This window comes from Arthrobacter sp. 08Y14, from assembly GCF_002929455.1.
GTDB lineage: Bacteria > Actinomycetota > Actinomycetes > Actinomycetales > Micrococcaceae > Arthrobacter_B > Arthrobacter_B sunyaminii.
This window is the reverse complement of record NZ_PJIX01000003.1, coordinates 673,662-696,215: the sequence shown is the minus strand read 5'-3', so window position 1 is coordinate 696,215 and position 22,554 is coordinate 673,662. Positions and strand designations below refer to the sequence as shown.

Below are 22,554 nucleotides of genomic sequence, written 5' to 3'. Positions count from 1 at the left end.
TGCGCGTCTGCCCGACCCCGTCGACGTTGATCCCGGCTGCATTCCGGGACGATTCGGAGCTTAGGCTTCCAGGACCACCGGAACGATCATCGGGCGCCGGCGCAGGCGCCGGTTGACCCAGGTGCCCACCACGCGGCGGACCACCTGCTGCAGCTGGTATGTGGTGTGGTCCTTGTTGGAGGTCACCGCTTCTTCCAGCGCCTGGCTGATCTTGGGCTTGATTTCGTCGAACACCGCGTCGCCTTCTGCGAAGCCCCGGGCGTGGATCTCCGGACCGGAGACAATGGTGCCGGTGCTGCGGTTGACCACGGTGATAACGGAGATGAAGCCTTCCTCGCCCAGGATGACACGGTCCTTGATGTCGGTGTCGGTGATCTCGCCGACGCTGGAGCCGTCCACATAGACGAAGCCGCACTCCACGGCGCCCACCACGCTGGCTTTCCCGTCGCGCAGGTCCACCACTGTTCCGTCATCGGCCAGGATCACGTTCTCCGCCGGCACGCCCGTTGCTTCGGCAAGCTTGCCGTTGGCGATCAGGTGCCGGGTCTCCCCGTGGACGGGCATGGCGTTCTTCGGCTTGAGAATGTTGTAGGTGTACAGCAGTTCACCGGCCGAGGCGTGTCCTGAAACGTGGATCTTGGCGTTGCCCTTGTGCACCACGTCGGCGCCGAGCTTCATCAGGCCGTTGATGACCCGGAAGACGGCATTCTCATTGCCGGGAATCAGGGACGAGGCCAGGATGACGGTGTCTCCCCTTCCCACCCGGATCCGGTGATCACCGTTGGCCATCCGGGACAGGGCCGCCATCGGCTCCCCCTGGGATCCGGTGGACATTAGCACGAGCCGGTCATCGGGCAAGTCATCAACATTCTTGAGATCCACCAGGATGCCGTCCGGGACGTTGAGGTACCCGAGTTTCTCGGCGATGGCCATATTGCGCACCATGGATCGGCCCACGAAGCAGACTTTGCGGTTGTGCACGGCTGCCGCGTCCAGGACCTGCTGGACCCGGTGGATGTGCGAGGAGAAGGACGCAACAATGATGCGTTTCCTCACCTTGCCGAACAGGGCCTCCAGCACCGGGCCGATTTCCCGCTCAGCCGTCGTGAACCCCGGAACATCGGCGTTGGTGGAGTCCGCCATGTAAAGGTCCACGCCCTCCTGGCCCAGCCGGGCAAAGGCCCGCAGGTCAGTGATCCGGCCGTCCAGCGGCAGCTGGTCCATCTTGAAGTCGCCGGTGTGCAGGACCGTTCCGCCGGCGGTGCGGATGAACACGGCCAGGGCATCCGGAATGGAGTGGTTCACGGCCACGAATTCGCACTCGAACGGCCCGAACTGTTCCACCTGCCCCTCGGTAACGGTGAAGCTGAACGGCTTGATGCGGTGTTCCTGCAGTTTGGCCTCCACCAGGGCCAGGGTCAGCTGGGAACCAATGAGCGGAATGTCCTGCTTCAGCCGCAGCAGGTACGGAACCGCACCGATGTGGTCCTCGTGGCCGTGGGTAAGAACCACGCCCACGACGTCGTCCAGCCGGTCTTCTATGTAGGAGAAGTCCGGCAGGATCAGGTCAACGCCCGGCTGGTTCTCTTCCGGAAAGAGGACGCCGCAGTCCACGATCAGCAGCTTGCCGTTGATCTCAAAGACGGCCATGTTGCGGCCGATCTCGCCAAGGCCGCCCAGCGGAACGATCCGCAGGGTGTCCTCTGCCAGGGCCGGCGGGGTTCTCAGGGCGGAATCCGCTGTTTCGATCATGGTGCCCTACGCCTTGCTCTCGGAGCGGGCACGGGAGAAGTCCCAGCCGGCTTCGGCCAGGTCTGTCAGGATCGTTTCCATTTCGACGGCGTCCGGGCCCACGAGCGGCAGCCGGACGGTTGCGTTGGGAATGACTCCCTGCATTTTCAGGATCTGCTTGGCGGACACGGCGCCGGGAATGTGGGTCATGACAGCGCGGACCACGGGATCCAGTTCGAAATGGATCCGCCTGGCGGTGGCGAAATCCCCCGCGGCGGCGGCATCCACGAGTGCGCGGAACTGGGCGGTGGCCACGTGGGCGCTCACGCTGACCACGCCCACGGCTCCGGCGGCCATCCACGGCAGGGTCAGGCCGTCATCGCCGGCGTAGACATCGAGGGTGGTGTTGGCCAGGACGCGGGTGACGGCAGCGAAGTCCGCCTTTGCGTCCTTCAGTGCCAGGACCGAGGGAATGTTGGCGAGCCGGACCAGGGTGTCCGTGGAAAGCGCGATGCCGGCACGGCCGGGAATGTCGTAGATCATGATCGGCAGGTCGGTGGCGGCGGCAACCGCTTCGAAATGCGCGACGACGCCGGCCTGGGTGGGCTTGTTGTAATACGGCGTCACGACAAGCTGGCCGTCGGCCCCTGCACGGAGCGCCCGCCGGGCCATTTCCACGGAGTGGGACGTGTGATTGGTTCCGGTTCCGGCAATAACCTTCGCGCGGCCGCCCACGGTTTCGGCGACGACCCGGAACAGGTCTTCCTTTTCGCTGTCCTCCAGGGTGGAGGTTTCACCCGTGGTTCCGGAAACCACCAGGCCGTCACAGCCGTCTTCCACCAGCTTATTGGCAAGTTGGGCCGTGGCGTCGAAGTCCACGGCTCCGTCCTCGGTGAACGGTGTCACCATTGCGGTGACGAGGGTTCCAAACGGAAGTGCACGAATATCAGAGTCAGCCATGGGTAAAACGTTACCCGGTGCACGCATCCTTGGGACAATGCGCACCCTGTTCGCGGCGCCCGTGAAGCCATCCCGGCGGCGCTGCGGAAGTTGAGGGCCGTTGTGAGACGATCGGATCATGATCGGACGGCGCCTTACGGGCATCGACGCGGCCCGGGGCGTTGCGCTTCTGGGCATGATGGCGACCCACATCTTTTCCCTGTACAACGAGCAGACCGGTGAGCCGAGCTGGACGGGACTGGTGTTTTCCGGCCGCTCCTCGGCCCTGTTTGCGGTAGTGGCCGGGATTGGCCTGGCGCTGCTCACCGGGGGCAGCCAGCCGCGCTCCGGCCGGGCATTGTCAGCGGACCGCCGCGGCATCGCCATGCGTGCCCTGATCATCGCCCTGGTCGGATTGACGCTCGGCGGGCTGGACACCTCCATCGCCGTCATCCTGTTCCATTACGGCGTCCTGTTCCTGCTGGCCCTGCCCTTTGTAGGCATGCGCGCCCCGAAGCTGGCGCTGTGGGCCGGCGGCTGGCTGCTGCTCTCCCCCGCCGTCGCCTATCTGGTCCGGCCCTGGATCTACACCCATGTTTCTCCCGCCACGCTGGGCAGCAATATCGGCTGGGAGGCGTTCCTGGAGCCGGGAACGCTGGCCGCGGATGTCTTCTTCACCGGTTTTTATCCGGTGTTCCAGTGGTTGAGCTACCTATTGATCGGACTGCTCATCGGCCGGTTGAAGCTGGCGGAACTGACAGTTCAGGCGGGTCTGGTTGCGGCCGGGATTGTTGCCGCCGCCGGAGCGAAGTTCCTCAGCTATTACCTGCTGCTGGAGCAGGGCGGGCTGGACGCCATCCTGGACACCAATTCCGGACGCATCTGGCCCCTGGCGCGGATGATGGAAGTCAACCTGGCGGGTGTGGAACAGACCGGATCCTGGTGGTGGCTCGCGGTCAGCGGCCCCCACTCGGGAACATCGCTGGACCTGCTTCACACAGCCGGGACCTCGGCCGCCGTCGTCGGTGTCTGCCTGCTGCTGACCCGGGCCCGGCCCAACCTGCTGCTGCCGCTGTCCGCCGCCGGGGCCATGACACTGACCCTGTACAGCCTGCATGTGTGGGTCATGTCCGTCACCGATGCCTCTCCAACGCCGCCGGATCCGGTGCTGCTGTTCTGGCTTTCAGCCGTCGCGGCTGCCGGCATCGGTATTGGTTTTCTCAAACTCGGTTCCCGCGGACCCTTGGAATTGGTGACCCACGGTGCCTCACAGCTGGTCCGGCAGGGCTCCCGGACCGGCACATAGCCTTATCCCCGCGCCGGAGGAAGCGTTCCGGAACCGCTATTTATAAAGGCTTCCGGCGCGGCGCATGGCACTGCGGGCGCGTTTACGGTCCCCGGCGGCGTCGTACGCGCAGGACAGCCGGAACCACGCGCGCCAGGAGGCTGGCTGAGCCTCAACCTCGGCCTGGTATTTCGGGAATTCGGCGTCGGCAGCCTCCCGGATGATCCGGCCGCCGGGCGTGCGCGGAAGATTGTCCACCGGCAACCCGCCCTCGTCAGCGAGAACGTGCGCCATTTTTTCGGTCTTGGCACCGAACTGGAGTTCGCGGATCAGCGCCCAGGCTCCCACGATGGGGAGCACCAAATAGGCTGCACCAAGTGCCTTGGCACTGAGCTCGTCAGCGGTCAGCAGCGTCCAGCCGCGCTGGAACGCGACCACCATGTAAAACACCAGCAGGAGGGTGACCAGCAAAACGCCGATCTTGGCTTTGTTCGTGAAAAGCCCGGAGAAGAAAGACAACGTGTTCCTTAAGCGATCAGGGGTGCGGCGTTCAGGAGTTGGACGCGCTGAGATTGAGATAGCCGTCAAGGCCGACGGTCAGTCCCGGGTGCGCTGCGGCTTCGCGAACGCCCAGCAGGACTCCGGGCATGAAGGATGCCCGGTCGAAGGAATCGTGGCGGATGGTGAGCTGCTCCCCTGCGCCTCCAAAGAGCACTTCCTGGTGTGCCACCAGTCCGCGCAGCCGGACGGAGTGCACACGGACGCCGTCAATGTCCGCGCCGCGCGCGCCGGGAACTTCCTTGGTGGTGGCATCCGGTGACGGTTCCACTCCCGCGTCGGCACGGGCCTGCGCAATCAGCGCTGCGGTGCGCACCGCTGTTCCGGACGGCGCGTCGATCTTGTCCGGGTGATGCAGCTCAATGACTTCCACCGACTCGAAGTACCGGGCAGCCTGGGCCGCAAACGCCGTGGCCAGGACTGAGCCAAGGGCAAAGTTCGGAGCAATCAGGACGGCAGTGCCGGGATGCTCCTCCAAGAGAGCGGAGAGGCGTTCCAGCCGGTCCGCGTCCCAGCCGGTGGTGCCGACCACGGCATGCATGCCGTGCTCGACGGCGAAGCGGACGTTGGCTTCGGTGCTGTCCGGAACAGTGAGGTCAATGACGTACTGCGCACCGGAGGAGACGAGGGTGTCCAGCGAATCCCCGCGGCCCAGTGCCGCCACCAGCTTGAGGTCCGGTGCAGCTTCAACGGCTTTCACGGCTTCGGATCCCATGCGGCCGGCGGCCCCGAGGACGGCTACGGCTAGTTGCTCAGTCATGCCTCCAGATTACCGGTCACAGCGAAGCCCCCGTGACACCGGCCGGGTCAGCCGCTGACGCCCACCCACTCGGTTGTTCCGTCCTGGAATCCCTGCTCCTTCCAGATAGGCACCCGTTCCTTGACGGTGTCCACCAGTTCGGAGCAGGCGGCGAACGCCACGCCCCGGTGCGCGGAGGCGACGGCGGCCACCAGGGCGGCGTCGCCGATCTGCAGCGGTCCGGTCCGGTGCCCCACCCAAATCCGGACGCCGTCATATTTCGCCGCAATGTCGGCTGCCACCGCGGCAATGACCTCTTCGGCGCTGGGATGCGCACTGTAGGACAGGCTGGCGACGCCTCGGCCGCCGTCGTGGTTGCGGACAATTCCGCTGAACCCCACCACGGCGCCACAGGCCGGCGACCAGGCTGCGGCGTTTGCATGCTCGGCGTCCAGGGGCAGGTCCGAGACCGTGGCGTTGATGACCTCGGAGGCACTTTCCGTCCCGTTGCCGCCTGTGCTCTCAGTGCTCATTGTGTCCTTCCAGCTGTCCGCAGATATGGCCGATGACCGGTTCCAGCACGGCCAGGCCGTCCGCCACGGCCCCGGGCGAGCCGGGCAGGTTCACGATGAACGTCCGTCCGGCGGTTCCGGCGTGGCCGCGGCTGATGGCGGCCATGGGGGTTTTGGTGCGGCCGTCCGCACGCAGCGCTTCCATGATCCCGGGTACTTCCCGGTCCAGCAGCGGGAGCGTCTGTTCAGGGGTGCGGTCGTCGGGGCTGAGCCCGGTCCCGCCGCTGGTGAGGATCACTGCCGGCTCCAGCGCGAGCATCCGCTGCAGCGCCTCCCCCACCGCGTCGCCGTCGGGCACCACCTCGGCGAGCACAACGTCGAACCCGAGTGCGTAGAGCCAGTCCGCGGCCAGGGGGCCGCATTCATCCTCATAGATGCCGCGGGCGGCGCGGGTGGAAGCAATGAGAACGGCCGCGGTGCGGCGCAGCTGCAGATGCGGGTGCTGCGGGACGTTGGGCTGGGTGCTCACAGGCTCCAGTCTCCGCTCTTGCCGCCGGATTTGGCGAGCACCCGGATGTCGCTGATGGAGGCGTGCTTGTCCACCGCTTTGATCATGTCGTAAAGGGTCAGGGCCGCCACCGTCGCCGCGGTCAGCGCTTCCATTTCCACGCCGGTGAGGGCCTTGGTCTTCGCTGTGGCACGGATGACGACGTCGGCTTCCCCGGCTTCGAAGTCCACCGTCACCTTCGTCAGGGGCAGCGGATGGCACAGCGGGATCAGGGTGGAGGTCTGTTTGGCGCCCATGATTCCGGCGATGCGGGACACGGCCAGGGCGTCCCCCTTGGGCAGTCCGCCCTCGGACACCAGCTGCACCACCTCGGCGGTGGTGCGCAGCCGGGCCTGCGCCGTGGCCTCGCGCGTGGTTTCGGACTTGGCGGAGACATCCACCATGTGGGCGGAGCCGTCTTCGCGGACATGGGTGAGCCCGAGCTGCTGCTCGTCGCTGCCGGCCATGAGTATTTCCCTTCGTGTGTGAAGCTGGGCTCCACGCCTGGTTTTGGTGCTGGTATATACAGTCTTGGTTGGTCTTGGAGTTTTGGTGTTGGTCGGAATCCGGGTTTGGGCTAGCGGTCCAACAGCCATACTGTCACTTCGGTGCCGGCGGGGAAGGATTCCCGCCCCGCGGGCAGATGAACCAGGGCATTGGATGAGGCCAGGGCATGGACGAGATGAGAGCTGGCTCCGCCCAGCAGTTCCACCTGCCCGGTGCCGCCGGGTTCGGCGGGGGGCCGGTACCGGCCCCGCCGGACCTGATGCTTGCCTGCGGGGCTGTGAACGTCGCCGGTCAGCAGCGCGGGCAGTTCCGGGCGCGGACGGGGCAGCCCGGTCACCGAGCCCAGCGCCGGGCGCAGGAACATTTCAAAGGACACCACACAGCTGACCGGGTTGCCGGGAAACGCCAGAAACGGAATGCCCGCAACCCTGCCGATCCCCTGCGGGCCGCCGGGCTGCATCGCCACCGACAGGAACCGCACATCCTGGTCGGCCAGCCCCTGCTTGACCACTTCGTAGGCACCCTTGCTGATGCCGCCGGAGGTGATGACGAGATCAGGCTGCATGGAGGTGAGGTCCTCCTGCAGCCGGGTCCGGAACTCCTCCGGCGAGTCGGCCAGTACCCGGGTGAGCAGCACTGTGGTTCCGGCTTCCTCGAGCAGGGCCCGCAGCAGAGTGGTGTTGGCATCGTGGATCTGTCCCGGCTGCAGCGGCCGGCCCGGTTCCACCACCTCGTCACCTGTGGTCAGCAGGAGGATCCGGGGCCGGGTCCGCACCGCCACCCGTGCCAGACCCAGCGCTGCCAGCAGGCCCAGCTGCCCGGGCCCCAGGACTGTCCCGGCCGGCAGGGCCGCAGCTCCGGCGCGGATGTCGCTGCCGGCGCCGCGCACATATTGTCCGGCGGGAACTTCGGCCGGGAGCGCAACGGTTGGCCGGGCCTCCGCTTCGGCCGTGGTACCGGCTGCAGGGCTTACTGCAGCGGGCGGAAACGAGTCCGGCACCGCCTGCTCAATGGGCACGACGGCGTCCGCCCCGGACGGGAGCATGGCCCCGGTCATGATGGGTGCGGCTGTGCCCGGTGCCAGGGCAGCAGGCTCGGAGCCGGCAGGAATGGCTGCCGCCACCGCCAGTTCAACGCGCTTCCCCGGCCCGGCCAGATCCGCGGAGGAAACGGCGTAGCCGTCCATCTGCGAGTTCGCGAAGGGCGGCAGGTTGCCGGGGGCAGCGACGTCAGCTGCCAGAATCCGTCCCCGGGCGCTGATCAGGTCAGTGTCCTCCTGACCCGGCGGGCGCTCGCGGAATCCGGCCGCGAGCAGATCAAGCACGGCCTCCTGATGCTCGGCCACGCTGCGCGGCGCGCCCGGACCGGCTGGACGAGCCCCCGGCTCATCGGCTGGCGTGGTGGTGGGTGTGGACACCGGACTCCTTGGGGCGGGCGAATTTAACGAGACGGGGACAGCGGGTGTTACTTGGCATTCACCCGAATTGTATGCAGGCCGGTGGCACCGTCGGGTACAACCGGGCGCTGTGTTTCATCCTGTTCGGTGCCGTTGGCGTCGATGGCCCGGACGGTGACTGTGTGTTCACCCGGGCTCAGATCAACGCCGGCGGACCACTGCACCCAGGTGTCGGCCGAGATTGCCGGAGCCAGGTCAGCGTCCTGCCAACCGCCGTCGTCGACCCTTACCTGCACCCCGCGGATGCCGGTGTGCTGAGCCCAGGCCATGCCGGCCACAGTGGTTTTTCCGGCGTCCGGAGAAGCACCCCGGGAGGGTGTGTCGATGCGGGAGGACAGCTTGATCGGCCCGCGTTCGGTCCAGCCGCGCTCGGTCCAGTAGGCCACTTCGTCGCTGAACCGGGTGACCTTCAGTTCCGTGACCCACTTGGTCGCCGACACATACCCGTACAGGCCCGGCACCACCAGGCGCACCGGAAAGCCGTGTTCCAGCGGCAGCGGTTCACCGTTCATGCCTACGGCCAACAGGGCGTCGCGGTTGTCCGTCAGGGCTTCGAGCGGAGTGGAAGCCGTCCACCCGTCCCGGCTGGTGGACAGCACCATGTCGGCACCGTTCTGAACACCGGCTTCGGCAAGCAGGTTCCGGACCGGCCAGCCCAACCATTTGGCGTTGCCGACCAGGCTGCCGCCCACCTCGTTGGAAACGCACGCGAGCGTGACATAGCTTTCCTGCAGCGGCTTGGCGAGCAGCTCTGCAAAGCTTATCTCCACCTCCCGGTCCACCAGGCCCGTGACCTTGAGGGTCCATTCGCTGGCATCGACCAGCGGAACGCTCAGCGCGGTGTCGATGCGGTAAAAATCTGCGGCCGGTGTAACCACGGGGTCCAGCCCGGTGATCCCGAGATCCGCTCCGGCGGGGACCGGCGCTGCCGGGGTAACCGCAGCGGGCAGGACCACACCGTCGCGCAGAGCCACCGCGTTCACCTGTCCCGCGCGTGAACCGCTGGCCAGTGCGCCCGCCACCACGCCCACCGCCGCCCCTCCGCCGATGGTCATTAGAACATCGCGCCGCCGGGCACCGGCTTCTTCGGGGAGCGAATCGCGCCACCGCCCGAGTCGGGTGGTCAACGCCCGGAGCACCAGGACTCCCACCGCGGCGGCCAGGAGCGGGGGCAGCAGGGACAGCACGCTCATCTGCGCCCGGGTCAGCACGGCGGCCAGACCGGCCGCACCCAAAAGACCGATAACGACGGCGCCCGCCGGCGGGCGGCGCAGCTGCAGGACACCGGCAGCCGCACCGCACAGCGCGATGACCGCAGACATGGCCACCAGGAACGCCGCCTTGTCCGCCGTTCCGAACAGGCCGATGGCCCAGTCCTTAACCGGCCCCGGCATCCCGTCGATGACCACGGAACCCACCGCGCTCACCGGCGAAAGCGACGGGCTCATCAGCGCTGCCGAAAGCTCCCCGGCAACCACGCCGAGGCCCGCCGCCACGATGCCCCCGGCGGCGGCCCACAGGGAGAGTTTCCAGGCCGTGCGTATCATGCCGCTCGCTTCTGTTGATGTTCCGCCGCCGATGGGTTGTCCATCGCTGTTTTGTTTTCCGCTGGTCTCCTGCTGGTCTGTTCTATCGGTACCGGCTGGGCGGATGCTGAGAAGCCCGGTGGGGCCGGTCAGCGCGGCAGCAGCAGTGCCACTCCGAAGCGTGCCAGCGCCAGCAGCACCAGGTAGAGCGAGATCAGGATCAGGCAGATCCCCAGCGCGATTTCCGGTTGGTTGGAGTTGAGGCTGAGCTCGATCTGCAGCGGCAGGGTCCGGGTGCGGCCCTCGATGCTGCCGGCGAAGGTGATGGTGGCGCCGTACTCGCCTAGGGAACGGGCGAAGGCGAGCAGCGCTCCGACAATGATGCCGGGCAGTGCCAGCGGCACGGTGATGTAGCGCAGGATTGCGGTGGGCCCGGCTCCGGAGGTGGCGGCGGCCATTTCCAGGTCATGGTCAACGGCCCGCAGGCTGCTCAGCGATGCCACCACAAAGAACGGAAGCGAGACAAACACCTGCACGATCAGGACCGCGGCCGGCGAGTAACCCACGCCCAGGCCTGCGGATTCCAGCAGCCGGCCTGCTATTCCCTGCCGTCCCCAGAAGTACAGCAGGGCAATGCCGGACACCACCGGGGACAGCACCAGCGGAATGAGCAGGATGCCGCGCAGCAACTGCATCCATGGCCCGGACAGCTTGCTGAAGAGCACCGCGAGCGGCAGGCCCAGCGCTACGCAGATCAGCGTGGAGCCCACAGACGTGGCCAGCGACAGTCCCAGCGCGGTGCGGGCTTCGGAGGCGGTCAGCAGTGAGCCCAGCGAGGTCCAGGGGACGTTGAGCAGGAGCGCCGCCACCGGGCCGGCGCAGAACAGCAGCGCCAGCGATGCAGGAACCCATAGCCATGCCGGCGTGGTGGCTCGTGCTTCACGGTTCATTGCGCTGCCCCGTTCCGGCTCACGGTCAATGCCTCTGCCACTGCCCCGGTCACTGCCCCGGAGGAAGGAAACCTGCCTCGCGGAAGATCCGGGCGGCGTCCTCACCTGTGAGCCACTCATAGAATCGGACAGCTGCCTCATGCTTCGCTCCCTCCGCAGTCAGGGCCGCGGGGTACTGGTTCGGTTCGGGATCATTCAGTTCAACATACGTCACCCCTTGGTTCGCAGCCGAGAGCGCGTCGGTTTGGTACACCAGCCCGGCATCCGCCTGTCCCGTTGTCACCTTGGTCAGGACCGCCCGGGCGCTGTCCTCCCGGCTTTCCCCGTCCAGCGCCACACCGGCGCTTTCCAGCACGCGCGCCGCAGCCCGGCCGCACGGCACTGAGGCTGCGCAGACGGCAGTCTGAACTTCTTCCGAGGACAAATCGGCAAGGGAGCTCACCTTCCCTGGATTCCCGGGGGCCAGCGCCAGGACAGTGGCATTTCCGGCGACTACCCGGCCGGACGCTGTCAGCCCCTCCTCCCGGACCGCGTCCATGGCCTCTAGGTCCGCAGTGATGACGATGTCGGCCTTGGCACCGGACAAAAGCTGTCCACTTAGCTGGGCGCTTGAGCCGAGGTTGATGCGCAGCCGACCACCGCCGTCGTAGGCTTCATCCATGGCTTCGATCACATCGGTGAGGGAAGCAGCGGCAAATACCGTGATGTCGGGTGCCTGCGTCCCGGCGCCGCTGTCCGCGGGCGCGGAACAGCCGGCCGCAACAGCCAGCAGTGCAGCAGCGGCAGCCAGAAGTGGCCGGTTATGACGGATAAAACGCATTGATAGAGCCTAACCGTGAAAGGGCGTAACCTCGACCCATGGGTATCCAGCTGGGAATGCCGTCCATCGGCTCGCCTCCAAGCGCGGCCGGCTCCGCCGGGTGCGCCCCCGTTTCGAGGGACTCCGGCGTTCCTGACGGCGGACCCGTTGCCTACGGCTCGGCGGCGGCAGCCGGCGTCCGCAGCGCCGACGGGCTGCTGGACCGGTACGGACGCCGGGCCACCGATATGCGGCTTTCCCTAACAGACAAGTGCAATCTGCGCTGCACCTACTGCATGCCCGCCGAGGGTTTGGATTGGCTGGCCAAGGACAGGGTCCTCAGCGCCGGGGAGATTATCCGGCTGGTGCGGATCGGCGTGGACGTGCTCGGAGTCCGGGAACTGCGCCTGACCGGTGGCGAACCCCTCGTGCGAGCCGATCTGGTGGACATTGTCGCGGGAATCCGCAGCAATCATCCGGACCTTCCCATCTCGCTGACCACCAACGGTCTGGGCCTGGACAAAAAAGCGCAGGCGCTCAAGGACGCCGGTCTGACCCGTATCAATGTGTCGCTGGATTCGCTGCATCCGGATACCTTCGCCCAGCTGACCCGCCGGCCGTTCCTGCCCCGGGTGCTGGCCGGAGTGGAGGAAGCGGCGCGCGTGGGGCTGGGACTGATCAAGATCAATGCGGTCCTGATGCGCGGCATCAACGACGTCGAATCACCGGACCTGCTCGAATGGGCCGTCAGCCACGGCTTTGAGCTGCGGTTTATTGAGCAGATGCCCCTGGACGCAGACCACGGCTGGACCCGGGAGGGAATGATTTCCGCGGCGGAGATCCGCGGCTGGCTGGAACGGGACTTCATGCTCACTCCTGATCCGCGGCAGCGCGACGGCGCGCCCGCCGAACGCTGGGAAGTCCGGCGACGCAGCGCTCCCGATGTTGTTGCCGGCATCGTGGGCATCATTGCCTCGGTCACCGAACCGTTCTGCGCGGACTGTCGGCGAACGCGGATCACGGCCGAGGGCAAGGTGCGCAGCTGCCTGTTTTCGCACGAGGAAACCGACCTGATGGAACTTCTCCGGACCGGAACCGGCGATGACGAGGTGGCGGCCCGCTGGCAGGACGCCATGTGGGGCAAGCCCAAAGCCCACGGAATGGACCATGCCGGTCTGGGAGACGCTGACTACGTGCAGCCGGACCGGACCATGAGCGCGATAGGCGGCTAAGTGCAGATTCGATATTTTGGAGCCGCGAAGGCGGCGGCCGGCGTGGAAGAAGAGATCCTGGCCGGTTTGGAGCCCGGCGTGGACGGCGTTGCCGAGGGTGCCCCGCTGAGTGACCTGCTGGACTTTCTGGCCACCCGGCATGATTCGGCCCCCGGGGGCACTCCCCCGCTGAAGAGTGTGATTTCGCGCAGCACGTTCCTGGTCAACGGGTTTGCTGCCCGGGACCGGTCCCTGCCGCTGGCTGCGTCAGACACTGTGGACATTCTGCCGCCCTTCGCCGGCGGGTAGGCTCCGGAGCTCGGCGGTTAAACGGCAAAGGCACACCCGGGACGCAGTCCACGCCGGGTGTGCCTTTCGTAAAGAGTCTAGAAGCCCAGTTCCGCCGCGGACTTGAACGGGCCCACCACGGTAATGGTGCGCGGGGCGGCGGCCAGTTCGGCGGCCAGCGCCTGCACTTCCTCTGCGGTGACGGCACCGATGCGGGCGAGGGATTCGTCGATGTCGATGAACTCTCCGCTGACCAACTCGGCCCGGCCCAGGCGTGACATGCGCGAGCTGGAATCTTCCAGCGCCATGACCATGCCGCCGGCGATCTGGCCGCGGGCCTTCTTCAGCTCGGCTTCGTCCACGCCCTCAGCCGCCAGTCGTTCCAGCTCGCTGCCCATCAGGTCGATGACCTGGCGGGTTTTGGCCGGTGAGCAGCCTGCGTACATGCCGAAGTAACCGGCGTCGGCGTAGGACGCGGAGAAGGAGTACGTGGAGTACACGAGACCGCGCTTTTCGCGGATCTCCTGGAACAGGCGCGAGGACATGCCCCCGCCCAGAATGGTGTTCAGGACGCTCATGGCAAAGCGGCGGTCGTCGGTGGCCGTCAGCGACGGGCAGCCCATGACCACGTTCGCCTGTTCAACCGGGCGGTTGATGACCTGGACACCGACGGTGCCGGTGATGACGGCAGGTTCGGTGTTCCGCCGGGGAGCCGGAACGGCGTCCTCGGACAGATCCCAGCCCGCCTTCTTCAGGGCCTCGAGCACCATGGCACAGACGTCGTCGTGCTCCAGTCCCCCGGCGGCGGTGACCACCAGTTCCGAGGGGCGGTAGTAGCGCCGGTAGTGTTCCAGCACGGCTTCGCGCGGAACACTCTTAATGGCTTCGGGGGTGCCGCCGATGGGCCGGCCCAGGGCGTGGTCGCCCAGCACGGCTTCGGCAAACTTTTCGTGGCACAGGTCGGCGGGATCATCGGCATCCATGGCGATTTCTTCCAGGATGACGTCGCGTTCCTGCTCCAGTTCCTCCGGGTCCAGGACCGCGGAGGTGATCATGTCCGTGATGACGTCAATGGCCATCGGCAGATCGGTGTCCAGCACCCGTGCGTAATAGCAGGTGCTTTCCTTGGCCGTGGCCGCGTTGGATTCCCCGCCAACCTCGTCAAAGGCCAGCGCAATGTCCAGCGCGGAACGGCGCGTGGTGCCCTTGAACAGCAGGTGTTCAAGGAAGTGGGTTGAGCCGTGCCGGCCCGCGGCTTCATCCCGCGAGCCGACACCAACCCAAAAACCGATGGTCGCACTTCGCTGGCCGGGCATGGCCTCGGTCAGTACGCGCACGCCGCCCGGAAGGACGGAACGGTGCACGACGGCGCCTCCCGGAGTTCCCATCACCAGGGACGGTTCGCCGGGAAGAGTGGTCAGCGGAAGGCGGACAACCGTCCCGGATGCCGGAGCATGTCCGGCATCGGGACGGTTTCCATCAGCAAGGTGTGACATTTACTCTGCGGACTCGGCTTCCGCTGCTTCTTCGCCTTCGGCGCCGTCAGCAACAACCGGAGACAGGGAGAGCTTTCCGCGGTCGTCGATCTTGGTGATTTCCACCTGGATCTTCTGGCCGACGGAGACAACCTCGTCAACGTTGTCAACGCGCTTGCCGCCGGCGAGCTTGCGCAGCTCGGAGATGTGCAGCAGTCCGTCCTTGCCCGGGGTCAGGGAAACGAAGGCACCGAACGTGGTGGTCTTCACAACCGTACCCAGGTAACGCTCGCCGATCTCGGGGACCTGCGGGTTGGCGATCGCGTTGACCGCCGCACGGGCAGCCTCGGCGGAAGTGCCGTCGGTTGCACCGATCAGGACCGTGCCGTCATCTTCGATGGAGATGTCAGCGCCGGTGTCCTCCTGGATCTGGTTGATCATCTTGCCCTTCGGGCCAATGACCTCGCCGATCTTGTCCACGGGGATCTTCACCGAGATGATGCGCGGGGCGTACTCGGAGAGTTCGTCCGGCGTGTCGATCGCAGCGTCCATGACGCCCAGGATGTGCAGGCGGGCTTCGCGGGCCTGCTTCAGCGCTGCTGCCAGCACGGAAGCGGGGATGCCGTCGAGCTTCGTGTCCAGCTGGATGGCCGTGACGAACTCGGAGGTACCGGCAACCTTGAAGTCCATGTCGCCGAAAGCATCTTCGGCGCCGAGGATATCGGTCAGGGCGGCGTAGCGGGTCTCGCCGTCAACCTGGTCGGAGACCAGGCCCATGGCGATGCCGGCAACCGGAGCGCGCAGCGGAACACCGGCATTGAGCATGGACAGCGTCGAGGCGCAGACCGAACCCATGGAGGTGGAACCGTTGGAGCTCAGGGCTTCGGAGACCTGGCGGATGGCGTACGGGAATTCTTCACGCGACGGCAGCACCGGCATGAGCGCGCGCTCAGCCAGGGCACCGTGGCCGATTTCGCGGCGCTTGGGCGAACCCACGCGGCCGGTTTCACCGGTGGAGTACGGCGGGAAGTTGTAGTTGTGCATGTAGCGCTTGCGCGTTACCGGCGACAGCGAGTCGATCTGCTGTTCCATCTTCAGCATGTTCAGCGTGGTGACACCCAGGATCTGGGTTTCGCCGCGCTCGAAGATGGCCGAACCGTGCACGCGGGGCAGAACCTCAACCTCGGCCGTGAGCTGGCGGATGTCCGTCAGGCCGCGGCCGTCAATGCGGACCTGGTCCTTCAGGATGCGCTGGCGCACAACCTGCTTGGTGACGGAGCGGAATGCTGCGGAGATTTCCTTCTCGCGGCCTTCGAACTGCTCGGAGAGCGAAGCAACAACTTCGTCCTTGAGCTCGTCGGCGGCAATGTCGCGCTCCTGCTTGTCAGCGATCGAGAAGACCTTGGCCAGCTTGTCAGCGGCTGCGGCTTCCACGGCTTCGTAGACATCGTCCTGGTAGTCCAGGAAGATCGGGAATTCGACGGTGGGCTTGGCGGCGCGGGCAGCCAGGTCCGACTGTGCCTCGCACAGAACCTTGATGAAGGGCTTGGCAGCTTCCAGGCCCTCGGCGACAACCTCTTCGGTCGGGGCGGTGGCGCCCTCTTCCTTGATGAGGTTCCAGGCGGCGTCGGTGGCTTCGGCTTCCACCATCATGATGGCAACGTCGTCACCGGCGATGCGGCCGGCAACCACCATGGAGAAGACTGCGCGCTCCAGTTCGGAGTGCTTCGGGAAGGCAACCCACTGGTCATCGATCAGGGCAACGCGGACGCCGCCGATCGGACCGGAGAACGGCAGGCCGCTCAGCTGGGTGGACATGGACGAGGCGTTGATCGCGACGACGTCGTACAGCACGTCCGGGTTGATCGCCAGGACGGTGACCACAATCTGGACCTCGTTGCGCAGGCCCTTGACGAAGGCGGGGCGCAGCGGGCGGTCCATCAGGCGGCAGGCCAGGATGGCTTCGGTGGACGGGCGGCCTTCGCGGCGGAAGAACGAGCCCGGGATGCGGCCGGCGGCGTACATGCGCTCTTCCACATCCACGGTCAGCGGGAAGAAGTCAAAGCCTTCACGCGGGGACTTGCCGGCGGACGTTGCCGAGAGCAGGACGGTGTCATCGTCGATGTACACAGTGGCTGCGCCTGCAGCCTGCTGGGCCAGACGGCCGGTTTCGAAGCGGATGACGCGCTGGCCGTATTTGCCGTTGTCAATGACGGCTTCTGAGAACTGAATTTCGGGACCCTCCATAGAGAGTCACCTCCGTTTCTTCGTTGGCGGAGGCATCCAGCATCGTCCCAATAAACGCGTGCACCGCTCATGAAGCGGGTCGGTTCAACACCCGGTCTTCGATCGAGGTCCACGGGCGAAAACTCCCGGAGACCACTACCGAGGACCGCGAATGCTGCGATGCTGGCTGACTCCTGTTGATGTGACTGTTACTGCTGTGGTGCTGTTACTGCTGTAGTGCCTGGATCATTCGAGGGCAGGTGCGCTTCCGGTCGGGCCGGTGTCCATGCCTGCCTGAAAAAGGGCGGCTCCCACGAAACGCAGGGGCCGCCCTCTCCAAAGACTACTTGCGCAGGCCGAGGCGCTCGATGAGCGCACGGTAGCGGGTGATGTCCGTATCCTTGAGGTACGAAAGCATACGACGACGGCGACCAACCATGGCCATCAGGCCGCGGCGGGTGTGGTGGTCGTGCTTGTGCGTCTTCAGGTGTTCAGTCAAGTCGAGGATGCGGCGCGACAGCACTGCAACCTGAACCTCGGGCGAACCGGTGTCGCCTTCGGCCCGAGCGTATTCCTTGATGATTTCCTGCTTGACTACGGGATCAAGTGCCAATGTAACTCTCCTAGAGTTGTGCCGTGAGGCCCGAGTCAGCACTGCGCTGCCGGGGATCTTGGCGCCTTAGGATAAATCCTGAAAGACACAAAGAAATTCAGCCGCCACGGACCGCAGCCGAATTTGATTCCAGTTTACCTGTCCCCGCTGCTATCTGTCGAAAGCACCGCCCTGGTGCGCGCCACGTCAAGGCGCATCTGCTCAATCAGTGCCTCGGGGCCGGTATATGCCACCATGCCGCGGAGCCGTTCCACGAATTCCACCACCACATGCTGTCCGTACAGATCAAAATCAGTGATCTTTTCGTCGGGGCGGTCGATCACGTGGGCTTCCACCTGCCGGCTCACCCCGTCGAAGGTGGGGTTGGACCCAACGGAGATGGCTGCGGGCCAGCGCGTGCCCGCTTCGTCCACCAGCCACCCGGCATAGATGCCGTCTGCGGGAATGAGACCGGTGGATTCAGGAGCCAGGTTTGCGGTCGGGAACCCGAGTTCGCGGCCGCGGGCAGCGCCGTGGACTACTTCGCCGCGCATGCGGTGGGTGCGGCCGAGCAGGCGGGACGCCGTGCGCACGTCGCCGCTGCGCAGGGCTTCACGGATCCAGGTGGAGGAGCAGCGCCGGCCGCCGGACGCTGCAGGACCGTCGGGCAGGGCACCGAAGTCCTCCACGGCCTGAACGTCAAAGCCCAGTTCCTTCCCCAGCCGGCGCATCGTCTCGAGGTCACCGGAATTGCCGCGCCCAAAGCGTACGTCGTGGCCAATGACGACGGCACACACCTGCAGTCCGTCCACAAAGACCTGCCGGACAAATTCCTCGGGGGTCAGGGAAGCCAGCTGCAGGTTGTAGTGCAGCATCAGCAGCCCGTCCAGGCCGGTGGCTGCCAGCGCTTCGCGGCGGTCCAGCGGGCCCATGATCAGTTCGGGAGCCGTTTCGGGGCGATGCACCTGTGCCGGATGCGGATCGAAGGAGATGGCAACGGCTGCGGCACCCTTTTCGCGGGCCACCTTCACCAGCCGGTCCAGGACATGCTGATGCCCCAAGTGGACGCCGTCGAAGTTGCCGATGGTGACTACTGTCGGACCGATCCCGGCAGGAACCTCGGCCAGGCCATTCCAGTAGTGCACGCAAACTCCTTTTTAAACTGACGGATCGGGGCGCGGAAGCAGCCGCGAAAAACGTCCGGCACAACTCTTCGCCGCACCGGACGTCTCCATTATTGCTGAAAAAGAATCAGCTCTGCGCCCCGCCGGCGGACGCCGCGCTCCCGCGGGCTGCTCCGCCTTCGCTGTACTCGCGCTTGAGCTCGCTCGTCTTGGCAATGAAACGGTGCCAAACCAGCAGCGCAGGCGGGAAGGCCAGTTCCAGGATCATCAGGATGATCATGGTGAAGTGCGGGGTTCCGCTGAACGCCCAGGACAGCACGCGCCCAATGCCGCCGAGGAAGACCATCAGGCAGACCAGCCACAGCATGTTGGCCCACTGGAACTTTACGGCTATGGCGATGAAGGCGGCGCCAACGCCCACCATCATGGCCGAGAAGAAGCGGAACTGGGACTCCAGGGAGGCATTGACCTCTCCCCCGCCGGTATCCGCTACGCCTGCCGTTCCCGTGACCAGGTAATAGACGCCGACGCCGGCAACGAGGATCCCGACCCCAATCACCACGGCCCGGAAAACACCCCAGTCGTCACTGCTTTTGTACGGCTTGTTCTTGGACTTGGCGACGTCCCGTCCACCGGAAGCGGAGGAGGTCCCCGTGCGCTTTCCGGCAGGCGGAACCTGCAGCTTCTCCGTGGACCGCGCCGTCTGGCCGGTGGCCGGCACATGGGGCTTCCTTCCCGCTGCGGCGGGCTGGACCGGGGACTGCTGGCCGGCCGGCTGGGCTGCGGGAGCCTGAGCAGGTTGTGAGGGGCCGTTGCCCTCTTGGCGGTCGCCTGGTGTCGAAGCCGGGTTGCTCATTTTTCCCCCTGAAGGAATGGAAAAGGTGAAGGGACACATTCTCCTGCCATCGTCTCACGCATCACCCCGCGTCAGCGGGCACCCGGCCTGCGGGTTTCAGCCGGACCCGGATCAGGGGCGGACGGCGGCATCCGCACGGTGGCGGTACAGCCACCAAAGGCCCAGCACGGGAAGGATCAGCGGAACGTAGCCGTAGCCCGCACCGAAGCCGGACCAGACAGTGTCATCGGGCAGCGCGGCCGGGTCCACCAGTCCGAAGATGCCTACGGCCAGCACCCCCACCATTTCAATGCCCACGGCGGCAACGGAAACCTTGTAGGAGCCGGATCCGGATTTCGCCAGCCCCACCGTTGCGACGATGTAGACAACGGCAGCGAAGGCGGACAGGAGGTACGCCACCGGCGCCTGGTCAAACTTGGTGGCAATCTGGAAGACGGCGCGTGCGGTGGAGGACAGCGCAAAGACAGCGTAAACGGCTACCAGCAGGCGGCCGGGGCCGGCGTTGCGGGCACCCGGCTGCTCTGTTTCCGCTGCAGCGCTGCCGTTCTCGGGCTTGTTCGTTTTCATGCGGGGATTACTCCGTCCCAAATCTGCTCCATCCGGAACAGCATGACAAATACGGTGATGCCCACGGCACCAAGGACCAGGTTGGACCACCTGCTGCGGTCCATGAGCGACCACCACACTGCTCCCACGGGAATAAGCAGGGCGGTGAAGAGGTATCCCCAGAATTCCCACACCTCTCCGGCTACGCCCTCTCCGCCGACCTGGCGGATGATGGCAGCCACTCCATAGACAAGCAGGAACAGCTCCACGGCTGCGGCGGACAGAATGGTGAGATCGTTGGGGCCGTGTTTGAGAATTGCTGCACCTATGCACAGCACTACGGACACCAGGCACACGATGGTGCCCACAATAAACAGTGGATCGACAACCACTTAGACTGCCTCGTTCCCCGGTGCGAAAACCAGCAGTGCCTTGGCATAAGCAGCCGGGAAGGCTGCGCCCGCCTGACCCCTGTTTTCCAGCAGGCCAACAAGGGTCCCGGACGGCGCAAACGCCGCGACCGGGGCGCCGGCATCGATTCCTGCGATTTCGGACGGCGGGATCCGGCGTCCGTGGGACAGGTCAAGGGCCTCTTCGGCACTCAGCTCACGGACCGGGAACAGTGCCCGGGCGGCGTCGTCGAGGTCCAGTACCTGCAGATCAGAGGCCAGCTGCTCCAGCGTGGCGGCCTGCTCCAGGCTGTACGGGCCCACGCAGGTGCGGCGCAGTGCGGTCAGATGCCCGCCGACGCCGAGTGCGGTGCCAAGGTCACGTGCCAGGGCGCGGATATAGGTACCGGAGGAACAATCAACGGTGACGTCGACGTCGCGCAGCCGTCCGCCGCTTTCCCGCCGGATGTCGTGGACCTCAAAGCGGGAAACGGTCACCGGCCGGGCGGGCAGGTTCACTTCCCCGCCCGCACGCACCTTGGCATAGGAACGCTCTCCGTTGACCTTGATGGCGCTGACGCTGCTGGGAACCTGCTGGATATCCCCGGTCAGGTCCGCGACGGCTGCCATAATGTCTTCGTCAGTGACCGCGGCGGCAATGGTCTCCGCGGTAATCTCGCCCTCGGCATCGTCCGTAACGGTGGACTGGCCCAGGCGGATCGTGGCTTCATAAGTCTTGGAGGTGCCCACGATGTAGGTCAGCAGCCGGGTGGCCTTATTGATGCCCACCACCAGCACTCCGGTAGCCATGGGGTCCAGTGTCCCCGCATGCCCCACTTTTCGGGTTCCCGCTAGTTTCCGCAGGCGGCCAACCACATCGTGGCTGGTCCATCCCTGCGGCTTGTCCACAATAATCAGCCCTGAACGGACCTGCCCGGAATTCACGCCTTTCAGTATATGCGGCCTTGGCCTGCGGTTCCTGACCGTGCTCCGCCCGGAAGCTGCTCCCCGGAGGTCCAGGGAACGATACGATGCGGATATGCCTGAGCTCTCGCCCCATGTCCGCAACGCTCCGCCCAACCAGATCCGTGAGATCACGCAGTCAGCCTGGGCCCAGCCGAATTCAATTGTGCTGAGCATCGGTGAGCCGGGTTTCCCCACCCCCGCGCACATCCTCGAAGCTGCCGGGGCCACCCTGGCCCGGGACGAAACCGGTTACACACCCAATGCCGGCATCATGCCCCTGCGTGCAGCGTTTGCCGAGCGGTCCGGCCGGCAGAACGGGGTGGAGGTAGCCCCCGGTCGGGTGTTCGTGACGTCCGGGGCGCAGCAGGGCCTGCATTTGGCGATGAGCATGCTTCTGGACGCCGGGGATGAGATCCTCATTCCCAATCCCGGCTACCCGACCTTCGCTATGACCGCAGAGCTGCTGCACGCCGTTCCGGTGGAGTATCCGCTGTATCCCGAGCATGACTTCCAGCCGCAGATCGCGGACATTGAGGCACTGATTACCCCGCGGACCCGAGTCCTGCTGCTGAACTCACCGTCCAATCCGCTGGGCGCCGTCTTTAGCGAGGATCTGGTGCAGGAACTGGTCCTGCTTGCCCGGCAGCGGGACCTGTGGATCCTCTCCGACGAGTGCTACGAGGCCTTCACCTACGACGTGCCGCACGTCAGCCCGCTGAAGTACGACGGCGCAGGGGCTGGTTCCCCGGCCATCGCCGGCGGGGAACGCGTCATTGTGTCCGTGACGCTCTCCAAGACCTACGGCCTGACCGGACTGCGGATCGGCGCCCTGATCACACCGGCCGGCCTGGAGAAGCAGATGAGCACGGTCATGGAGTCGATCGTGTCCTGCGTGGCCTCGCCCTCGCAGTACGCAGCGCTCTCCGCGCTCACCGGCCCGCAGGACTACGTCACGGAGGCAGCGGCGCACTACCGGGCCAACCGGGACGCCGCCGCAGCAGTGCTGGACGGCAAGGGAATTCCCTACCTGAAGGCACAGGGTGCGTTCTACCTCTGGGCCGACGTCTCCCATGCCACCGGCGGCGACGTGCGGTCCTGGACGCAGAAGTTTCTCGCCGAGCGGAGCGTTGCCGTGGCACCGGGCACAGCGTTTGGTTCCATCGGCGAGGGCTGGATCCGCATTGCACTGTGCGGCGACAGCGGTGAGCTGGTCGCCGGACTCGAGCGCCTTCCATCCCGCCCGCTGGAGTAACGGCCGCCGCTTACGGACCAAATACTCGTCTCCGTCCGGAAGGGCAAAAACCCTTCATCCTGATGTTTACCTGCCAACCA

General features: G+C 65.9%; 23 protein-coding genes. 4 read left to right on the top strand and 19 right to left on the bottom strand.

Going from position 1 to position 22,554, the window contains the following annotated elements; all coding sequences use genetic code 11:
• Positions 1–60: 60 nt before the first annotated feature.
• A complete protein-coding gene (locus CXR03_RS15535; protein WP_104104594.1) occupies positions 61–1,752 on the bottom strand; it encodes a ribonuclease J in 1,692 nt (563 codons plus the stop codon).
• Positions 1,753–1,758: 6 nt separating this feature from the next.
• Positions 1,759–2,691: a 4-hydroxy-tetrahydrodipicolinate synthase gene (gene dapA, locus CXR03_RS15530; protein WP_104104593.1), complete on the bottom strand. Its 933-nt coding sequence runs from the start codon at positions 2,689–2,691 to the stop codon at positions 1,759–1,761.
• 118 nt (positions 2,692–2,809) lie between these two features.
• On the opposite strand from dapA, the gene CXR03_RS15525 reads away from it, so the two are divergent.
• Positions 2,810–3,976 carry a heparan-alpha-glucosaminide N-acetyltransferase domain-containing protein gene (locus CXR03_RS15525; protein ID WP_104104592.1) on the top strand — a complete coding sequence of 389 codons (1,167 nt, stop codon included), beginning with the start codon at positions 2,810–2,812 and terminating at the stop codon, positions 3,974–3,976.
• 36 nt (positions 3,977–4,012) lie between these two features.
• Here CXR03_RS15525 and CXR03_RS15520 read toward each other — a convergent pair whose 3' ends face one another.
• The 9 genes from CXR03_RS15520 to modA all read right to left on the bottom strand — a co-directional run bounded on the left by CXR03_RS15520 (position 4,013) and on the right by modA (position 11,570).
• On the bottom strand, positions 4,013–4,474 hold the full coding sequence (locus CXR03_RS15520; protein ID WP_104055399.1) for a hypothetical protein: 462 nt from the start codon (positions 4,472–4,474) through the stop codon (positions 4,013–4,015).
• A 31-nt stretch (positions 4,475–4,505) separates the two neighbouring features.
• Positions 4,506–5,273, bottom strand: coding sequence for a 4-hydroxy-tetrahydrodipicolinate reductase (gene dapB, locus CXR03_RS15515; protein ID WP_104104591.1), 768 nt, complete (start codon positions 5,271–5,273; stop codon positions 4,506–4,508).
• Positions 5,274–5,320: 47 nt separating this feature from the next.
• Positions 5,321–5,785 (bottom strand): molybdenum cofactor biosynthesis protein MoaE, encoded by a 465-nt coding sequence (locus tag CXR03_RS15510; RefSeq protein ID WP_104104590.1) that lies wholly within the window; start codon positions 5,783–5,785, stop codon positions 5,321–5,323.
• Entirely contained in the window at positions 5,775–6,293 is a 519-nt protein-coding gene (locus tag CXR03_RS15505) for a molybdenum cofactor biosynthesis protein B (RefSeq protein ID WP_258073682.1), read from the bottom strand. Before CXR03_RS15505 ends, CXR03_RS15510 begins: the two co-directional genes overlap by 11 nt.
• Positions 6,290–6,778, bottom strand: a complete 489-nt coding sequence (gene moaC / locus CXR03_RS15500) for a cyclic pyranopterin monophosphate synthase MoaC (RefSeq protein WP_104055395.1) — start codon at positions 6,776–6,778, stop codon at positions 6,290–6,292. Before moaC ends, CXR03_RS15505 begins: the two co-directional genes overlap by 4 nt.
• 110 nt (positions 6,779–6,888) lie before the next feature.
• On the bottom strand, positions 6,889–8,235 hold the full coding sequence (glp, locus tag CXR03_RS15495) for a gephyrin-like molybdotransferase Glp (RefSeq protein ID WP_104104589.1): 1,347 nt from the start codon (positions 8,233–8,235) through the stop codon (positions 6,889–6,891).
• Between the two features lie 47 nt (positions 8,236–8,282).
• Entirely contained in the window at positions 8,283–9,821 is a 1,539-nt protein-coding gene (locus tag CXR03_RS15490) for a molybdopterin-dependent oxidoreductase (RefSeq protein ID WP_104104588.1), read from the bottom strand.
• 128 nt (positions 9,822–9,949) lie between these two features.
• Positions 9,950–10,750: a molybdenum ABC transporter permease gene (locus CXR03_RS15485; RefSeq protein WP_104055392.1), complete on the bottom strand. Its 801-nt coding sequence runs from the start codon at positions 10,748–10,750 to the stop codon at positions 9,950–9,952.
• Positions 10,751–10,799: 49 nt separating this feature from the next.
• Positions 10,800–11,570, bottom strand: coding sequence for a molybdate ABC transporter substrate-binding protein (modA, locus tag CXR03_RS15480; RefSeq protein ID WP_104104587.1), 771 nt, complete (start codon positions 11,568–11,570; stop codon positions 10,800–10,802).
• Positions 11,571–11,608: 38 nt separating this feature from the next.
• On the opposite strand from modA, the gene moaA reads away from it, so the two are divergent.
• Together moaA and CXR03_RS15470 are read left to right on the top strand one after the other, a co-directional pair.
• The gene (gene moaA / locus CXR03_RS15475) at positions 11,609–12,781 is read left to right on the top strand and encodes a GTP 3',8-cyclase MoaA (RefSeq protein WP_181034637.1); all 1,173 of its coding nucleotides are present in this window, start codon (positions 11,609–11,611) and stop codon (positions 12,779–12,781) included.
• Entirely contained in the window at positions 12,782–13,069 is a 288-nt protein-coding gene (locus tag CXR03_RS15470; RefSeq protein ID WP_104104586.1) for a MoaD/ThiS family protein, read from the top strand.
• A 77-nt stretch (positions 13,070–13,146) separates the two neighbouring features.
• On the opposite strand, the gene CXR03_RS15465 is transcribed toward CXR03_RS15470, so the two are convergent.
• The 8 genes from CXR03_RS15465 to truB all read right to left on the bottom strand — a co-directional run bounded on the left by CXR03_RS15465 (position 13,147) and on the right by truB (position 21,201).
• Positions 13,147–14,436, bottom strand: a complete 1,290-nt coding sequence (locus CXR03_RS15465) for a pitrilysin family protein (RefSeq protein WP_258073708.1) — start codon at positions 14,434–14,436, stop codon at positions 13,147–13,149.
• A gap of 108 nt (positions 14,437–14,544) precedes the next feature.
• Entirely contained in the window at positions 14,545–16,770 is a 2,226-nt protein-coding gene (locus CXR03_RS15460) for a polyribonucleotide nucleotidyltransferase (protein ID WP_104104584.1), read from the bottom strand.
• Positions 16,771–17,092: 322 nt separating this feature from the next.
• Complete coding sequence (gene rpsO, locus CXR03_RS15455; protein WP_104055387.1) at positions 17,093–17,362, bottom strand: 30S ribosomal protein S15; 270 nt, start codon at positions 17,360–17,362, stop codon at positions 17,093–17,095.
• 134 nt (positions 17,363–17,496) lie between these two features.
• The gene (locus CXR03_RS15450) at positions 17,497–18,486 is read right to left on the bottom strand and encodes a bifunctional riboflavin kinase/FAD synthetase (protein WP_104055386.1); all 990 of its coding nucleotides are present in this window, start codon (positions 18,484–18,486) and stop codon (positions 17,497–17,499) included.
• Between the two features lie 106 nt (positions 18,487–18,592).
• Entirely contained in the window at positions 18,593–19,321 is a 729-nt protein-coding gene (locus CXR03_RS15445) for a DUF4345 domain-containing protein (protein WP_181034636.1), read from the bottom strand.
• Positions 19,322–19,432: 111 nt separating this feature from the next.
• The gene (locus CXR03_RS15440; RefSeq protein ID WP_104055384.1) at positions 19,433–19,888 is read right to left on the bottom strand and encodes a hypothetical protein; all 456 of its coding nucleotides are present in this window, start codon (positions 19,886–19,888) and stop codon (positions 19,433–19,435) included.
• Positions 19,885–20,259: a hypothetical protein gene (locus tag CXR03_RS15435; protein ID WP_104055383.1), complete on the bottom strand. Its 375-nt coding sequence runs from the start codon at positions 20,257–20,259 to the stop codon at positions 19,885–19,887. Before CXR03_RS15435 ends, CXR03_RS15440 begins: the two co-directional genes overlap by 4 nt.
• Positions 20,260–21,201 (bottom strand): tRNA pseudouridine(55) synthase TruB, encoded by a 942-nt coding sequence (truB, locus tag CXR03_RS15430; RefSeq protein WP_258073681.1) that lies wholly within the window; start codon positions 21,199–21,201, stop codon positions 20,260–20,262.
• Positions 21,202–21,295: 94 nt separating this feature from the next.
• On the opposite strand from truB, the gene CXR03_RS15425 reads away from it, so the two are divergent.
• Positions 21,296–22,474: a pyridoxal phosphate-dependent aminotransferase gene (locus CXR03_RS15425; protein ID WP_104104582.1), complete on the top strand. Its 1,179-nt coding sequence runs from the start codon at positions 21,296–21,298 to the stop codon at positions 22,472–22,474.
• Positions 22,475–22,554: the final 80 nt, after the last annotated feature.

Coding starts and splice junctions, on each gene's coding strand:
- CXR03_RS15535 (WP_104104594.1), bottom strand. CDS start 1,752: ATGATCGAAACAGCGGATTCCGCCCTGAGAACCCCGCCGGCCCTGGCA.
- dapA (WP_104104593.1), bottom strand. CDS start 2,691: ATGGCTGACTCTGATATTCGTGCACTTCCGTTTGGAACCCTCGTCACC.
- CXR03_RS15525 (WP_104104592.1), top strand. CDS start 2,810: ATGATCGGACGGCGCCTTACGGGCATCGACGCGGCCCGGGGCGTTGCG.
- dapB (WP_104104591.1), bottom strand. CDS start 5,273: ATGACTGAGCAACTAGCCGTAGCCGTCCTCGGGGCCGCCGGCCGCATG.
- CXR03_RS15510 (WP_104104590.1), bottom strand. CDS start 5,785: ATGAGCACTGAGAGCACAGGCGGCAACGGGACGGAAAGTGCCTCCGAG.
- moaC (WP_104055395.1), bottom strand. CDS start 6,778: ATGGCCGGCAGCGACGAGCAGCAGCTCGGGCTCACCCATGTCCGCGAA.
- CXR03_RS15490 (WP_104104588.1), bottom strand. CDS start 9,821: ATGATACGCACGGCCTGGAAACTCTCCCTGTGGGCCGCCGCCGGGGGC.
- CXR03_RS15485 (WP_104055392.1), bottom strand. CDS start 10,750: ATGAACCGTGAAGCACGAGCCACCACGCCGGCATGGCTATGGGTTCCT.
- modA (WP_104104587.1), bottom strand. CDS start 11,570: ATGCGTTTTATCCGTCATAACCGGCCACTTCTGGCTGCCGCTGCTGCA.
- moaA (WP_181034637.1), top strand. CDS start 11,609: ATGGGTATCCAGCTGGGAATGCCGTCCATCGGCTCGCCTCCAAGCGCG.
- CXR03_RS15465 (WP_258073708.1), bottom strand. CDS start 14,436: ATGGGAACTCCGGGAGGCGCCGTCGTGCACCGTTCCGTCCTTCCGGGC.
- CXR03_RS15460 (WP_104104584.1), bottom strand. CDS start 16,770: ATGGAGGGTCCCGAAATTCAGTTCTCAGAAGCCGTCATTGACAACGGC.
- CXR03_RS15445 (WP_181034636.1), bottom strand. CDS start 19,321: ATGAGCAACCCGGCTTCGACACCAGGCGACCGCCAAGAGGGCAACGGC.
- CXR03_RS15440 (WP_104055384.1), bottom strand. CDS start 19,888: ATGAAAACGAACAAGCCCGAGAACGGCAGCGCTGCAGCGGAAACAGAG.
- CXR03_RS15425 (WP_104104582.1), top strand. CDS start 21,296: ATGCCTGAGCTCTCGCCCCATGTCCGCAACGCTCCGCCCAACCAGATC.